General features: G+C 56.5%; 11 protein-coding genes. 2 read left to right on the top strand and 9 right to left on the bottom strand.

All coding sequences use genetic code 11. The features are described from left to right. The first annotated feature begins 687 nt into the window (after positions 1-687). A complete protein-coding gene (locus JQ567_RS22780; protein ID WP_212440867.1) occupies positions 688-2,046 on the top strand; it encodes an integrase arm-type DNA-binding domain-containing protein in 1,359 nt (452 codons plus the stop codon). A gap of 848 nt (positions 2,047-2,894) precedes the next feature. Here JQ567_RS22780 and JQ567_RS22785 read toward each other — a convergent pair. The 9 genes from JQ567_RS22785 to JQ567_RS22825 form a co-directional block, all read right to left on the bottom strand. Next, positions 2,895-6,818 (bottom strand): NACHT domain-containing protein, encoded by a 3,924-nt coding sequence (locus tag JQ567_RS22785; RefSeq protein WP_212440868.1) that lies wholly within the window; start codon positions 6,816-6,818, stop codon positions 2,895-2,897. A 160-nt stretch (positions 6,819-6,978) separates the two neighbouring features. After that, positions 6,979-8,337 carry a hypothetical protein gene (locus JQ567_RS22790; RefSeq protein ID WP_212440869.1) on the bottom strand — a complete coding sequence of 453 codons (1,359 nt, stop codon included), beginning with the start codon at positions 8,335-8,337 and terminating at the stop codon, positions 6,979-6,981. A gap of 298 nt (positions 8,338-8,635) precedes the next feature. After that, positions 8,636-9,862 (bottom strand): DUF2235 domain-containing protein, encoded by a 1,227-nt coding sequence (locus JQ567_RS22795; RefSeq protein WP_212440870.1) that lies wholly within the window; start codon positions 9,860-9,862, stop codon positions 8,636-8,638. 27 nt (positions 9,863-9,889) lie between these two features. Next, positions 9,890-11,266, bottom strand: a complete 1,377-nt coding sequence (locus JQ567_RS22800) for a hypothetical protein (protein ID WP_249165634.1) — start codon at positions 11,264-11,266, stop codon at positions 9,890-9,892. Positions 11,267-11,288: 22 nt separating this feature from the next. Beyond that, positions 11,289-11,699, bottom strand: a complete 411-nt coding sequence (locus tag JQ567_RS22805) for a hypothetical protein (RefSeq protein ID WP_212440871.1) — start codon at positions 11,697-11,699, stop codon at positions 11,289-11,291. Between the two features lie 272 nt (positions 11,700-11,971). Beyond that, complete coding sequence (locus tag JQ567_RS22810) at positions 11,972-13,099, bottom strand: SAVED domain-containing protein (protein ID WP_212440872.1); 1,128 nt, start codon at positions 13,097-13,099, stop codon at positions 11,972-11,974. Beyond that, a complete protein-coding gene (locus JQ567_RS22815) occupies positions 13,092-13,541 on the bottom strand; it encodes a hypothetical protein (RefSeq protein ID WP_249165635.1) in 450 nt (149 codons plus the stop codon). Before JQ567_RS22815 ends, JQ567_RS22810 begins: the two co-directional genes overlap by 8 nt. Positions 13,542-13,549: 8 nt before the next feature. Continuing rightward, positions 13,550-14,731, bottom strand: a complete 1,182-nt coding sequence (locus JQ567_RS22820; RefSeq protein WP_312017448.1) for a nucleotidyltransferase — start codon at positions 14,729-14,731, stop codon at positions 13,550-13,552. Positions 14,732-14,867: 136 nt separating this feature from the next. Then, positions 14,868-15,089 (bottom strand): DUF2188 domain-containing protein, encoded by a 222-nt coding sequence (locus tag JQ567_RS22825; RefSeq protein WP_212440874.1) that lies wholly within the window; start codon positions 15,087-15,089, stop codon positions 14,868-14,870. A gap of 179 nt (positions 15,090-15,268) precedes the next feature. On the opposite strand from JQ567_RS22825, the gene JQ567_RS22830 reads away from it, so the two are divergent. Beyond that, complete coding sequence (locus JQ567_RS22830) at positions 15,269-15,484, top strand: ribbon-helix-helix protein, CopG family (RefSeq protein WP_212440875.1); 216 nt, start codon at positions 15,269-15,271, stop codon at positions 15,482-15,484. Positions 15,485-15,487 lie beyond the last annotated feature (3 nt).

A 15,487-nucleotide genomic window follows, 5' to 3' on the forward strand; every position in this document is an offset into this window, starting at 1 on the left:
CGGTGACAACGAGCACGGCCCGACCGGGGAGATCGCGTTATAAGCCGTAAAGCCATTGCGCAGGGAATGTCGGATGCTCTCCGCTGCCCTGTATGCTCGTGTGCAGCTTTCTATTGCACAATCGCACACGAGACCGCGGGTGCAGCGCGCATCCGGCATTCCCTGCGCCCTCTCATTTTCGAGGGCGAAACGATCCTTACAACTCGGGCGCTTCGCGCCGCGGGAACGTGAAGGTGTGTGTGGGCGTCATTGCGAGCGAAGCGAAGCAATCCATCCAGCCGCGCGAAGAAAGAATGGATTGCTTCGCTTCGCTCGCAATGACGGATCGGCGAGGGGATGCCTGGCTGTCTCAAATTCAAACCTGAACTCGTCCCGTCAGGACGATGGTGGACGCACAAGGGATCGAACCTTGGACCTCTCCCGTGTGAACCACAATCCGTAGACCATAGCTAACCTAATCAAGCCACAGTTTTGTTGTAAAAGTCCTTGCAGCGCAGGGTTTTGTGGCCATGTTGGCCCATCGGAGGCCATAGCTGGCCTTGCTACATTTTGTATGCCCCTGCCGTGCCCTTCATGAATTTTCCCGTGGGGCACAACAGAGCTGGGAACGTGGAGGGAACGGTTTGTGATCCGTTTCTTGGGTCTCCCTCGACGTGTCCCAGGGCACAAGGAGTAAGGGCACAAAGGATGGAAAACAGCGAGAAGGGTCTCAGAGCCGAAGTGACGACGAACTACCTGAGGCTCACTGACACAGCGATACGTGCAGCCACGCTGCCGCCAGGCAAGTCGCAGTACTATCTGCACGACACAGAGCAGCCGGGGCTTGCCATCAGGATGCGCGCGACTGGTGGGCGGACCTGGGTCTTCCTGTTCACCAAGCCTGGGACGAGAGGCACCCAACGCAAGACGCTGGGCGCATGGCCCAAGTTCAATGAGAAGGCCGCGCGCAAGGCCGCCACCGTCGCCGCCGGCGAGGTGGTCATTGGGGTCGATCCGAACGACGCCAAACGCGAGGCAAAGCGGCAGCAGCTGGCAGAGAGGCAGTGCACCACGCTGGCGACCCTGATCATTGAGGGCGGCCCCTACGAAACGTCCCTGACCGGACGCGAGGTAGTCAATTGGAAACCGGCAATGTCGGCGCTGCGACGCGGTCTGAAGGATCATTTCGATCTTGCCATCGGCGAGCTGACGCGACGACAAATCATGGCGGCGGTGGACAGGATCACCAAGACCGGCAAGCGCGGCGCAGCCAAGGATTTGCGGAAGCACACGCACACCCTTTTCGAATGGTGTGTCGGCGAGGGTTATGTCGAGCACAACGTGCTCGCCGGCTATCGCGCGCCCAAGGAAACCCGTGCGCAGAGAGTTGGGCGCCGAACGAAAGGCCGCGCGCTGACCGATGAGGAGATCGTCAAGGTCTGGCACGCATCCGGCAAGCTCGGGGCTTTTGGGCAACTAGCACGCATGTGCCTACTCGGTGGCCCACGCCGCAGCGAGCCAACCATGATCGAGTGGCGAAAGCACATCATGGAGGACCGCATCACCTTCGATGCGGCATGGACCAAGATGGGCCTGCACCACGACGTGCCGCGGACCCATCTCGTTGACGAGGTGCTCGCGGCCGTGAAGCATTTCCAGCGCGCGACGTCCGACTACGTCTTTCCGTCACCGAAGACAGGCGGCCAGATGTCGGGCTTCACCAAGATGGTCAGCCGTCTGATCAAGGAAGCGAGTGTCGCCAAGTTCACCATGCATGACTTAAGGCGCAGCTTGAGAACGATCATGTCGCGCTGCGGCTATGACAACGAAATCCAGCGGCTGTGTGTGGGGCAAAAGCCGCGTGGAATCGATCAGATCTACAATCACGACGAACAGTGGATCATCCGTAAGATGGCGTTCGAAGCGACTCATGACTACATCGCCCAGTTGGTCGGGGCGGAACGGGTCGGCAAGGTGGTGCGGCTGCAGCGGACGAATCCGCTCGACTCCATCAAGGCCGAGCTGCTCGGCCGTCTCCGCGAGCATTACGCGGCTGGGGCGGCTTAGTCTTATCGCATCTGGCCAGATAGTCGCGCACCGCATCGACACGATAAAGCGGGCGGCCATCGACGTAGCGCCATTTCAGCGGGTGGTTCGGATCTCGCCGCCACTGCTCCAGCGCTCCGGGCGTGCGCCGGATGACAGCGGCCGCCTCTAATGCCGTCAAATTAGAGCTGCCCGGCAGCGTATCGACATCGAACGTCGCGGGCGCCGGCATACCACGGTTCTTGCGATGGCGCTTCGTGCCACGTGGCATATTCCGACTTGCTGGCGAACCTATTGCCTCGATCCGAGTCTTTTCGTCCTTGCCGTTCATGCGTCTACCCCGAACCATGATCGGTTTTGAGGCAATAAGATCGTAAACGGCTCCAGTAAGAAAGAAATCTAGAACGTAGGTATGGGTGCTGGGTGGCTGTGGCGTACAAATAGGACGAATCGCAAGATTCTTCGCCGACAGCTAGGTAGATCAGTCGTCACTATTCTGGACCTTGCGATGGTAATGACCCGCCGAAGGACTGTCGCTTCAGAACAGCCGAGCTTCGACAATGTCACATGGACGGAGTAACAGGTGTCGTTCGACCCACGGACGCGAACGATAGTTCCTGACAATACGGCGGGCGAATGTCGAATGTTCCTCGCTATCGTCGATCAACCGGCAAATATGTTCGAAAAGATCGGTGAATGCCTTTTCTCGAGTTCGAGTCTTCATCACTCTCGACCTGCAAAACAAACCTACCCTGTCTTCGCTCAACCCGTTGAAGTTCGAAACACCGCGGATGAATCGCAGCTCGTTAGTGAGATCATGCCCAGAAGATTGCGCTGTGCCGTCGCAGACGTTGTCTTCGATGATGCGGCTATGGGAACCATTCTCCTGTGTCCTTAATTGCGCGCCAAACGGCAAGCAAAGTTGCGCCTTCCGACATCGTTGCCAAAAGCGAGTATTGCGCCGGAAACTCCTTCAAGACTTCGCGACGAAGACGTCCATCAGACTCGTCCAAAAACCTCCTAAATGCCGGCAATGAGTGGCTTTCTTGTTCGTCGGTCTCCCTGACTGTTTGTTTCGATGTAGCAAGCGATCTGCGTCTAGTAGACTCGAACTGAGCAGCATTGGGTGTCGCACCGAACCTACCTTTTGACGCATGATACAATTTTCCGCGTTCAGTTGTTCGCAGGGGTTCCGGCAGATAATCAAGAACCTTCGCGCGCAATGCGGTGTCATCGATTGAGGACACTAATGGTAGCAATTCGTGCATCTGCGACGGAGACAACTCATCAATCATCACGAATGCGAGGTTCGCACGATCCCTGTCGGCAAGCGATGCGTTTTCAAGGACAAACTCCAATACTTTTCTCAAAGCAAACGGCACAGTCAACTTTAAGATATCGGGCAGAACCTTCCTGCTTGCCAACTTTGTGAGTTGAAAGCATTCCTCTTGCTTTCCCGGCAAATAGCGTCCCAAAGCAACTAGCGCTATAAGTCGCTCGTCTGAATCGCCGATCGTTCTTGCAGCGAGTAACGCTGCCGCAATGTTACTTTCATTGTGAATTCGGTCGAGCTTGATCGACCGCATCGCTCTCTCGCGAGACGCGCCCTGCCTGATTGTCGTCGCTATTGCTCTTGCCTCTGCGATCAATTCAACGGGTAGGTGCGGGCCGAGCGCCACCAGCGCCTCGCTCTTGGCGAGCGTCCACTGCATCGCTGCTACAATCTTAATGGATTTTCTGAAATGATTGAGAGTACCAAGAGTGGGCGCCAACGTCGAAATTGCGAGTGTGCACGCATCTTCATCTCGAAGTGTTGCTGCCGTATCTAGAGCGTCGTCCAGAATGGCGTCGCGGAGTTCTGGAAGAGAAGCAGCTGCGACATCGCAAAGAGCTCGAACTCTCTCACTTTGATCGACCTCCCGAGCGGTTTGCAATGCTTCTACCAAAACTGAAGTTCTTAGGTTTACGCTTAGGCCCCGTGCCAATTCGGCTAGCCCTCTTGCACGTAGTTGCCCGTGTTCAATGGAGCGTGCAGATGCCAGTCCTTCAGCTGCGATAAGATCGTGAACTTCGACTGACAAATGCGGAATTAGGGCTGCCAGCAATCTTGTTCTTAGAACTGCTTCGCTAACCTGTCTTGCATGGAGAAGCACTCCGCCAATCATCGTGACAGGAATGTACTGAGATATTCTCGCCATCGTCTCCGCAAAAACCGGCTCCGCGCTGATCTTAGATGCGGCCGCGACTAGGGTGGGCCGTAAAGTTTCAGGAAGGTGAGGCATGATGGCGACAATGCATCTCGCGCGGAGGTGCTCTTTGTTTAGGGTGCCAAATATCTCGAGCGCTTTATCAATTGATGTCTTCGGTATGCGCGGGGCTAGTGAGACTAGCGCTGTTGCTCGCCAGTCTTCGTCAACGAGGAGTTCAATTGCATCAAGCATCGCCGGTATCAAGTGTTGTGGGAAGCGTGACGCGAGTGCCACATATATTCGTGCGCGGCGATGCTCACCCTTGAGTGCGCGGGCTGCGAGAAAGGAGTCGATAATAAGAGATAGCGACAATCGAGGCGCGAGTGCAACCATCGCCTGAGCGTGGAGCTCCTCGTCGTCCATGTCGAATGCGCGAGAAAGTGCCTCTTCGATCAACGGTTCGGATAAATGAGGAGCAAGTCGCGGGAGAGCCGAGACGTAATATTCGTCCGCCATAGACGATGTAAAGTTGAAGGCTTCCCGCGGACTCATAAGGCCGCACTCGACTGCCGCGCAGCACAGTGAGGCTGGTATATTGGTGGCGGCGTTTCGAATTGAAACTAAGCAGAGAGCGCATCTAATCTGGTGCGCAAGACTAACAGGCGAGCCATTGATGCCATCAGCTAATTTCGCAACATTCCAAGCGCGAGCCACGTCGGCCGAAAATCCGCCAAGACCACCTTCGAAGTGTTTCCAAGCCATGAGCCAGCCGCTCTCAACCATCTGCATATAGACGTCCAGCGGCGCGTGAGCATCGTCGAGATGTTGGCCATAGAACTGAAGTAAGTAGGGCGGTACGCTATGAGGTTGCGTAGTTTGCTCATTTACCCGGCAGGCCTCCTTATGTCCCCAAGCGACAAAACCTCTTACGGTTGCGTCAACGGTTGACTTATCAAGATAGTCGGTCCGTAAATAGCTCGCGATTTTAGGATGACTTAGTACGTACCCACTTTCTATGTCGCCTCGGCCAATGACAAAGCGCCGCAATGGTTCAAGGGATCCGCGGGTTGAAGGACCAAGCTTTATGCCGTGAATGTCTTCGCAGAGTTCGGCCAAGTGCTGTCGCTCAAGGGGACCAAGCGCGCACGCGAGTACGGCCAAGATTGCGTCAATCGATTTTTGATCAACATTCAAACCCTGTTCTCGCCAAGTTCGGCGTTCGAGGTCCATCCAACGATCAAAGAATCCTCCAAAGCCAGGTTTGATCGTTTCCAACTGATCCGGCCCAAACGATACGTTTGATGCGTTATTGGTCCAGAGGGATTCGGCGTAATACCTAAGAAGGAGCGGTTCACCTTCCGTGAGGTATTGGAGCTTGGCGACAACTGATGGCTTATTGCTCAAGCTATCTAGGGGGCTTCCCATTCTTTCGAGAATATCAGCAATCCCATCGGCCATTATTGGCTCAATCCCCATCGTCTCGACACGAGCGGTCCGGTCCCAATTCAATCGTTGCAGCCAACCACGCGGCCCATCGTCTCCTTCAAGCAGCCTCGCCGATAGCAGGACCTTTAAGTTAGGCGTAAGACGAGGTGGGAAAATGCTCGCGTCGAATTGGCAGCCAAGTGCCTCATCGATGCCATCGATAACAATCAGAATACGCTTCTCTACCGAGCCTATAAGGTCAATAAGCTCGGCAGCCTGATCAGAAAAATGAGCCGAAGTAGCGCTTCCGGTTGTGTGGAGCGTCTGGCCTAGAATCTCTGCAAGTCTGGAAGCGAGAGCTTCATAAAAAATAGCAGGATGGTTGGTGCCCGCTCGGATGCTGATTGGAACAAATACAACCTCCAATGAGGCCGTAGCGCTTTGTTGTTCCAGCGTCCGATTTTCCTGGAGGGTGGAAATCCAGTGGACAAGCAACGCAGTTTTGCCGCGACCAGCCGGCGCCGTAATGAGCAATCTTGCTGGTCGCTCGGAGTCGGCCAACCAATCACTTAACTGCGCAAGCTCCCCTTCTCGGCCTCCGAACGGTACAGGTCCATTCTCCGATTCGAGATATTCTTGAAGAAATCGCTTGACCTTACCTCTAAATTTCGACGCTGCCGTCGTGTAGCTAATTCTTACGCTAAGGTCGCGTCCGACCGAGAGATGCTCGAGGTCGGTAGCGATCCGACCACAGAGGATGTCCGCCCAAACCGGACCCAAAAACCTCGTAGTGATCGCGCGATGGTTTTGTAGTTTCGAAACTATTTGCTCTGGACCCCAAACTTCATAGTCTATTCCGAGTGCGTGAAAACGTTCTTTCTCGAGATCGATTTGATTTCTGAGGGCGTGGCTCGTGATATTGCGCGATGCTGTAACAAGAATAAACCGGCGTACCGCTTTATCCCACCAATAGGTATGCCAGTTGCTTAAGAACTCCTCTGACCAATCTCCCAGATCATGCGCGCGAACAGTTTGGTAGCACTTGCAGGAGCCTACTTCTATTCCGGTTCCATCTTTGCGCTTCGCGATTATGTCGATCCCATACTGCCGCTGGCCTCCAATGCCGAAAAGATCCGCCCCACTAACGGAAGTCTCGAGTCGGATCAGATTTTCTGTCATCCGCTCGAACCGTTTGGGATGCTCGCTCATCTCGTGAAAGGGAGGAGGGAGCGAACTATCTACTGGCGGCGTTAGCGGGGGGCAGGTCATTCACATACCTTAGATGAATATTTAAAATGCTGCATCATCCCGAAATAACGATTCGTAGAAGCGCAAGGCGCTAAATCCAATCGCCTCTGTTCAAATCCCATCTTCTACGTTTGGCTGACCACGGTCTGCTATGGATATAGGCGAGCCCGTCGCCCTGCATGACAAACTCTCGCCCTGGCAAGTCAGAGGGATCAGTTATCGGCGCAATTGCAAGTTCGACCGTGCGCGGCGGCGCGCTGCGGTTGTCTGCAGCAGATTTAAGTATCGACTCAGCAGATGGCTCATAAATTCCGAATTGATATGGCCACTCGCGAAGATCTCCCGTGAGAATCGGGTCGAGCGAGTCCAGAACCCAAAAATCCTGAAACAGCGTGTCCTTATGGACGGCGTCTTCGGAGACGCCAGAAAGAATGCGTCTTAAGAAAGCGGCAGCGTTGATTGCACCGCAGAGTAAGAAGACATTCTCATAATTTGCGAACGCGATTCGGCCGCTTGGTTGTGCTCGTTCACCTTCGCGGCGCCCTTCGCCGCCATCGCCACCGCCGCCGCTCCTTCGTACTTGCTGCTCGGGTATATACTGCCGTGTATGAACCTGTTGCGTATAAACGTTCTCCACCCCTGGCTGTTGCTTTTGTTGAGCTTGAGCCAGTCGCAGAAACCTAGCGCCACCGACAGCCGCCGCAGAAACGGAGACGGGCTGACGTCCCACTGGTACAGTCTGGGGGCTGGCAAGTGCAATTCGCGAAGTTTGTGTCCCGGGCACCGCCCCAAAGGCGATTGCAAATCCAGTTACAACGGATAGCCCTTGCGTTTCAGTCCCGACGAAATCTGCAACTTGCTCCTTGTAAGCCGAGCGCGCGCGGCGATTGACCGGCCCTTCTAGCGCTTCCCTTGCTGAGAGGCTTCCTTTTGCCTCGACGATCACGACGCTCCCGGGTTCGAAACCATGCCGACCTCCCGGATCGTAAACATAATCCGGTGTCTTCTTCTTTTTCCTGTCCGGGCTGGCGTCGCCGGCAGCTCGCAGTTTCAATTCAGCCGCGTTCGCACGCCAATGAAAGCCGAGCCTTTCCATGACCAAATCAGCGACAGCCGCGCCCACATTGCCTGCAAGCGACGGCCGTTCGTCATCTGGAAGCATGTAGAGTCCATCGCTGAACGAGAATTCTTGTGTTGTCTCATCGACATACACGTCTATCGCGTCTGCGATGCGGGCGCCGTAGCGTGTAAGGCGTTCTCGCTTTTCTAGAGATATGCCTTCGACCTGCGCCTGCATGCCCCGTGTTCGAGTTACGGACAGCACGAATTGCTCCCATCCGAACTCGACTTTCTCGGGTAGCGCGACGCCGCTTATTTCCCTTGCGATCTTTTGGTTTACACGGATCACATTGACGTTCAGGATGAGTTTCCCAGCCGGGGTCCATACCATCTCTCCCTCCAATCGCCCTCGCGCAATGCGTGTATCTCGTATATAGCGCTGCGGCTTGATTGTCACAATCATCGCTAAGTCATCCAGCCTAGGCGCCCATGCCTTGCCTCAGCCCCCGCCCAACAGCTCTAAACAGCGAGAACTAGCTGGGCGGCTTCGATCCCTAGGACAAGTTGGGCTAGCCCCAACGGCGGAAAATTCGGCGAGTATTGCAGAATCTGAACCTGTGCAGCTCGCCTCAAGTCCTGATCGCGCGGACGGAGCCAGCTGGTACCGAAGGCCGCGGCAATCACGCTAGTTAAGTTATCGCCTCAGCAGAGTCAGCTGAGACGGCTCCCACGAGACAGGCCGGATCAACCTGCATGAGAGTCGCCCAGGCAGCTAGATTCTGCGGACGATAAGCCGCATCGCTACGCCATCTGTGAAACACCGAAGCGTCGATAGTCTCATTGACCGATTTGACGTATCCAGGTGGCGACGCAACGTCGAAGCTGCCGGAACCGATCGAACGAAGATGTCGATGTCCGAACGTCGCGAGCTTATACAACCCGCCAGCAAATTGGGAGTATGAGTCCGCGACGGGGTCTCCGAACGAACCCGGATCGATTCGGACGGGATATTTGAAACTGAGGCCTGTAAGGGTCGCCTTTTCTACCAGCCAGGCGAGTGGTATTTGCGCGAGACGATCGTCAATATAGCCACCGCCGATGTTCGCGTGTGCGCCCGCAAACCAACGTTGCTCCACGAGCGGTTCAAATCTGGGTGTTCGAATTTGAGCTCCAGTTTGTAGTGGAGTGAATTTCGTCCAGATCGCCGGCGAAAAGTGGCGTCTATGTTCGTCAATCGCTAATGCCTGATAGGTCCGACGATAAAGATTGCTCAATCTGGTATGATGAAATTGAGAACGCTTGCTGGAAAACCAAAAATTGCCAAATGGAACACCCAACGAGCCTACGGTATCGAATACACCCGTGAATTCTATGTTGATTCTTTGTGAGTAGATAAGCAACCACTGTTCTTCCCGCGATGGCGGGAATATGGGCGGCTCGTCTGTTGCACTTCCGCCTCGCTTGAGGCGACGGCTCAGCTCGCGTTGCTCGAATTGCAATTGATAAATCGGGCGTATTGCTTTGCTGTCGATATACCGTTTGAAGACCTGCTCGACTGAAAGGGGAGCGCCTGGTTGGAGTAAGCCACACTTTGCAATCAAGCCGGTCAAGCTTCGGGCTGTGAACGCTCCCCGACTGAATCCAAATACAAAAACATCGTCGCCAGGCTCATAGTTCTCAATGAGCCAGCGATATGCAGAAATGACATTTGAATCGAGCCCGTAGCCAAACATGCCACCTCGAAGTTTCTCGCCTTTGCGAGATCCAACGCCTGTGTCGTAATAGACAACCTGCCGTGCACCATCGGCGGATTGCTCCGCGCAGAGGGCTCGCAAGCGCCAAACGTTTGTGTTGTCCCGCACGGTGTTCCACGTGCCGTCGAGAAATAACGCGATGCGTTTTGCGCCGGGTCGCATTTCCGGATCTCCTTGGTCGCCGCCGCACTATTCTTGGCAAACAATATAACCGAGCGCGTTCATTTCCGTGCAAGCAGAGAAGAATGACAGTAGCAACCAATACAGCTGCACAAAGTAGGGGTCGGGTGCGCGGCCGGCAGCGATGTCGGCTAGTGCGCGTTCGACGGCCCCGCGGCTCAATGAGGACGTGACGATAAAGACTCGACGAACCACATCCGGGGCACTCCGCGCGCGTTCGAATTCCCTTGCGAGCTCGCCGGAATTTCCGCGCGAGACGCGCGGGATCGATGTCTTCACACCACCATTGACATAATTTTTCTTCCAGCCTCGAATTTTTGCCGCCATCGCTTCTGCAGGCAAGCTCATCCGTTGCAAGTTCTTTATCGCCTGGCTCACCGAAATGTGGAATGGGCCAGCGCCTAGCGACAAGTTGCCATGCTTCGCATGGTAGAATGTGATGCGCGGCGGGCTACTTGTATTATTGAGGCCGATAAAGTCTGCCCACTCGTCGCCCAGATCGTCGCACACGAGCACCTCATCGCCCTCGGCTATCGCCGCTTCAATGGTACCGAATGTCGAGTCCGCATCGAATGTACGTTGCCTACTCTTGAAGGTTCCCTTTTCATCAGTTACTTCCGCAAGCAGGGGATGCGGGCGCAAATAGCGCAGGAAGGACTTTCCGCCATCGGCTAACCCATCATCACGAAACAGAGTTCCGTCGATATATGCGAGGGAGAGAGCGTCAAATAGCAAGATGAATCGGTTCTCGCGGTCGATATAGCGCCGAATTGACATCCGAGCTGGGTCTTGTCCGAGTGCGTATTTGGTGCTTTCTACCTCCACATTCACGGTATGCGGAAGTTGGAGATCGCGCAAAGCGACGCGGGATTTGTTGATTGCAATGGATCCCACCCTGACGTCTCCGGCACCAGTATGGATATCCATGATGTGCCCGTCGCCACTGATCTTGAGCACAGTATCAAGCTCTGCGAGCACCAAGTCACTTTCAGCTTTGGTCAGCGTAATAATTCGATCGCCGTTTTTACGCACAAGCCTTATCTCGCGGCTTTCATGCAATTCGTCAGTTAAGCTGGATACGTCTACGGCGAAAGTTGTTGGGCGTGCAGAGATGCTAGCCAAATCAATGGCACGAGCGAATGTACGGATGAAGGGCGCGGGCGGCTTCCCCCCATCGACCAGTTCGTTGATTACGCCCTTGGCGTAGTTGACCAAGGTAAGGTGATCGACGCGGTCCGAACGCTGAGCGATTCTCCCAGTGCTGGGAGTAGTCGAATAATGTTCTGCCCCCGACTGGACTGCGTAAGCTTGCGGTACATAACGATTTGCCCCCGCGGGACCAACGACCTCCCGCAGGTCATTGGCCTCGAACATCTTGTTTCGCATCGCGTGTTTCGACACTGACATGTTACGCAGGCGAATTTTTTGAAAAACGGCGTTCTTGTTTGGCGATCGCAATATCGATGCGTTCCGTGGGCACGCGGCCAAGATATCGCGTCACAAAGCCGGCGGGCATGTCGAGCTTCGACCTAAAGACTGCAATGTAGTCACGATGTTCGACCAAAAGCAGAAATCCACAGATCCGCTCGCGGACAGCGGCTTCTTCTAACAGAAACGCGGGCGAGCGAGCGTAGAGAAACGAGATTGCCGACCAAACAGTGTCGCCTTCTCGCTCACGTCGGTGGTGAAAAAGATTCTGAGATGCAGATGGTTGGGCTGAGCGGATGTGACGGAAAAGCTCATCCACGGCGGCATTGCTTAGTGCACGTTTCAGTCTATGAAAGTTGGCGGTTTTGCCAACGCGCAGATTGTTAATCAAACGCCATTCCTCCCGTGGCCGATTCTGACCCTCTGGCAGAGACTGTCGGATAGCATCTTAAGCCTTAGAAAACCGGGTAGAGTATTGTCGTTCAATGTAAGGTAGAATATATGCGTTCTACGCCGAGCTCTCGGCGAGCTCAATAGTCCTCAATGCCGGGTGAATGCCCCTATTGGCCGTTTACGCGCTTCTGGTCTTCGTTAGAATAGCCCGGATCTATGATCGCGAAATTCGTCTCGGGTCATTTGGTGCATACCCCAGGGTAGCCGTGCTCAGGGAACGTCAAAAGTCGGAATGAAGCCTCGGGATCGGTTGTTATCATAAAGGCGGAGCGCAAGATCCGACTTAGGCATCCACACGCGCCCGACCTCGACCGCGAGCGAGGCCGGAAGCGCTGGAAATACATGCAGTAGCGTTTCCTCGCCATGGCGAGCTTTGACGCGGTCGTAGAGATGTCGGAGGTCTCGGCGAAATGCTGCTTGGTCATCCGCCCGACGAAGAATGTCGTTGTGCGGCTGATCGGCGCAAAACGACCAGATTGCGACATCGGCTCCCAGCACAGCCTGCAACCTCGAATCAGTCACAGTCGCGCTGAACCCAAGTTTCAGGGCGACCGGGCCGGACAATTTGACATCGGGCTCTGTGATTCGAAAGACAATGGGCGGCCCATCGGAGGCCCAACGCCAGCTTGCCGGCTCGCGATGGCGCTGGTGAACGGTGGCAGGGACGATGTCGCCGAGCAATCTGCCGAGCTCAATAAGCAGGGGCTGTGGCGCGAGTGCAAAAACGCTGAGATGCCTGATCTCCTGGCGCTCAACGCGGCCTCGTACCTTGGCCTCGAACTGTCGTCTCAGATTCTCGCGCTGAGTACTCCAATAAGCCGGCTCGTCATCGCGAAAGGCGCACCCCACCATCTCGAGGTCCAGGGTCTGGTTGCTGGCAGGATGACGCTCAGGCGGCATCGCGGAAAAGATCGCCTGCGTCGATACGAGCGCCTCGTTGTCGCAGATGGTGGCGCCGAACCTGATGACGTGAGATGCGCGGTCAGCGTCGATGCCGGCGACGACCGCGATCCGAGCTTCATGCTCGGCCTTCATGGCCAGAAGAACGGGTTCGGGATGATCGGCAACGGCATCGAGATCGATGAGCTTATGGTGTCGCGCGCACATCAGCATGAGGTTCTCGAGGTTGCGGGCAAGGTGGGGAGATCGGATAGGATCGCCACGTGGGCCGCCCTCGACGTCCGCGACGATGTGCGCGATGAAGCCGAATATCCCATCCTGGCGGCCGGCGACGAGGTCGCCAACCAGATCGGCGTTGCATCCTCGGTATTGGCAGCGGCCCGCCGTGCGGGCCCACAGGGCCGATTGGATTTTCTGCGGGATACTGCTTTTAGACACCGGCGCCTCCCGCCTCAACGTGGCGGCCGCTCGCCGTCCATCGGCCCGTGGCGCGCCAACCTTCGTAAGCCGCGAGCCATTCGATTATCCAGGGCACGGTCGTATGCGCCAGACTGTCAAAGGGCGACCAGTCATCGGCATCGGGGTCGAGCATGCACAGCCTCACGTCACCATCCGAGGTGTAGTAGACGTGGGGAAGGGTTCCCAATGGATCGCCCGGCCGCCGCCTCAGCGGCGGCGACAGGACCCGTACCCGCGGCTGAAGGATGCGTACATCGAGCTGCTCGATGATGAGAGGCGCGCGATAGGTGATGTCCACCGCGAACGTCTGAAGGAGGGGCCGGACGGGCCCCTGCCAGGATGCGGTCGGACCGTCTCGGGCGGTTAGCCTGAACTCTGACCACACGGAGGCCATGTCCGCGATCTGGGCGTCGATGGTCATCACCACCTTCAGCGCCGCTCGCCCATGTTGGTGTGTGCACGGGCGGTGACCGGCGCCAAGCCCGTTGCCGTGCTGATGATCGCCGGCGCGGCCGGCGTGAACAGGCCACCCGAGCGCGTATAGCCGTGCTGCCTCCCCTGAACTTGACGCCCAATCCTTTGGTTGAATGCCTTGATCGAATGCGTGACGACGCGTTCGCCAAACTGCTCGCGCAGCCACTCCTGAAGATCTTCGAGTTGCACATTGCCGTTGCGGGCCGCCTCAAGGCCGTTTGCGAGCTGATGCAGTCTCCGGGAATAGGCGGTTTGCTGCACCTGCGACTCGGGCCAGCGGTCGGTGAACCGCTCCGCCGGAAACTCGGGGTTGGGAACCGACAACAACCGTCCTTGCTTTGCCGCAGCGTCAATCGCTCGAGCGGTCCAACGCGCTTGCCGGATCACCATGTCGGCCAGACCCAGGCCCGGATTGCTGGCATGACCGGCATGGCAGGACAGTACCACTGACGGCGGAATGCGGCGCGTTTCGTTGGCATAGGCGATGTTCCGATGCCGCTTGATGAGTTGCAGCGCCACCGTGGTGACACTCTTGATGATGAGCGGCGTTTGCGGCGGTACTTGTTCAACGTCTGCGGCTGCGAAGGCGATGCCGGCCTGCTCATAGAGCCGCTGGTTCAAGGCGAGCGCGAACCGCTCCTCGGTGGGTGTCCGGGCGCAATACCATTTGGCAAAGCCGTACGAGTTCATCGGCACATAGCGAGGCGGGTCGCCGGAAGCGCCCTTCTTCGCATGTGGGATGTCGCCCTCTTTCTCCTTCGGAGCCCGGCGCCGCGACGGAGTGACGTCGAGGTGCATGCCGTCGGCGTAGTAGAGCGTGATGCACCTCGTCTGGCGCACGATCCGGCTCACGGGGTAGCCTTCTAGCGCCGCTTCAAGATCATCGAGCAATGCCTCTGGACCGAAATCGGGCCCATCGATCTCGGCGACGAAGTCGAGATCGTATTCGTCGTCCGTGCCGCGCGTCGACGTGGTGGCATCGATCGCCATCGAACCCTGTGGGTAGAAGCAGGCGACCCGTTCTTCGAGCGGGCTTCCCGGCCGCTCGATGTAGCGCCGAACGGCTTCGTAGCGGTCGATCGCCTTGGTATGCAGTCCTGGTGGAAGTTGGATGTTGACGGCAATCTCCGCAAGCACTGCGTCAAGCGGATCGGCGAACGGGTCGCGGGGCTGATTGCCGGGGCGCGAAGGCTGAGACTTTGTCATCGATGATAGTCCTCTCGTCATCAACGGGATGCGCGGACAGGCTGCCTGAAGGCGGCGGCCCGTAGCGTTACCCTTTCGGCGGAAAGGGGTCGTTGCCGTAGGAGTTAGCGTCCCGGATACGACCGTCAGGGCGGTGGATGACGACTTCACCGTGCTCGCGCAGTGCGGTGTTGCGCGCCGCCTCCGTCGCTTCGGCTTGGGTGTGATGGGTGGATCCCGCGCGCGCGGCACCTTCGCGGCGCGTTGCCCATCCGGATTCGTGCGGCACAACATGGATACGCTTCGACATTTTAGTGTTCCTTCGACTCGCCGCGGGCCTAATGCCCGCCGGCCATTTCGTATGTGTGTGACCGTGCATATGGATATAATAGCTATTTTTTCCATAGTCAATAGCTATAACATAGCTAAAAAGTGTTGACACCCTCTCTCCGAAACGGTATCAATCCCTTATTCCCACTGGTGATTCCCATGATTGAAAAGCGAACGATGACGCTAAATCTCAGCGCCCACGAAATGGACGTGGTCGAGCGGCTGGCTGACGAAAAAGGACTGTCGAAGACAGCCTTGGTGCGCCAAGCCCTGCGTCTCTATCAGTCGATTTCGAGCCGCCTGGACAATGGAGAGAAGGTGTTCGTCGAACACCCAACCACCAAGGAAAAGGCTGAGCTCATGGTCTTGAGCTGAGCG

This window comes from Bradyrhizobium sp. AUGA SZCCT0431 (assembly GCF_018131065.1).
Taxonomy (GTDB): domain Bacteria; phylum Pseudomonadota; class Alphaproteobacteria; order Rhizobiales; family Xanthobacteraceae; genus Bradyrhizobium.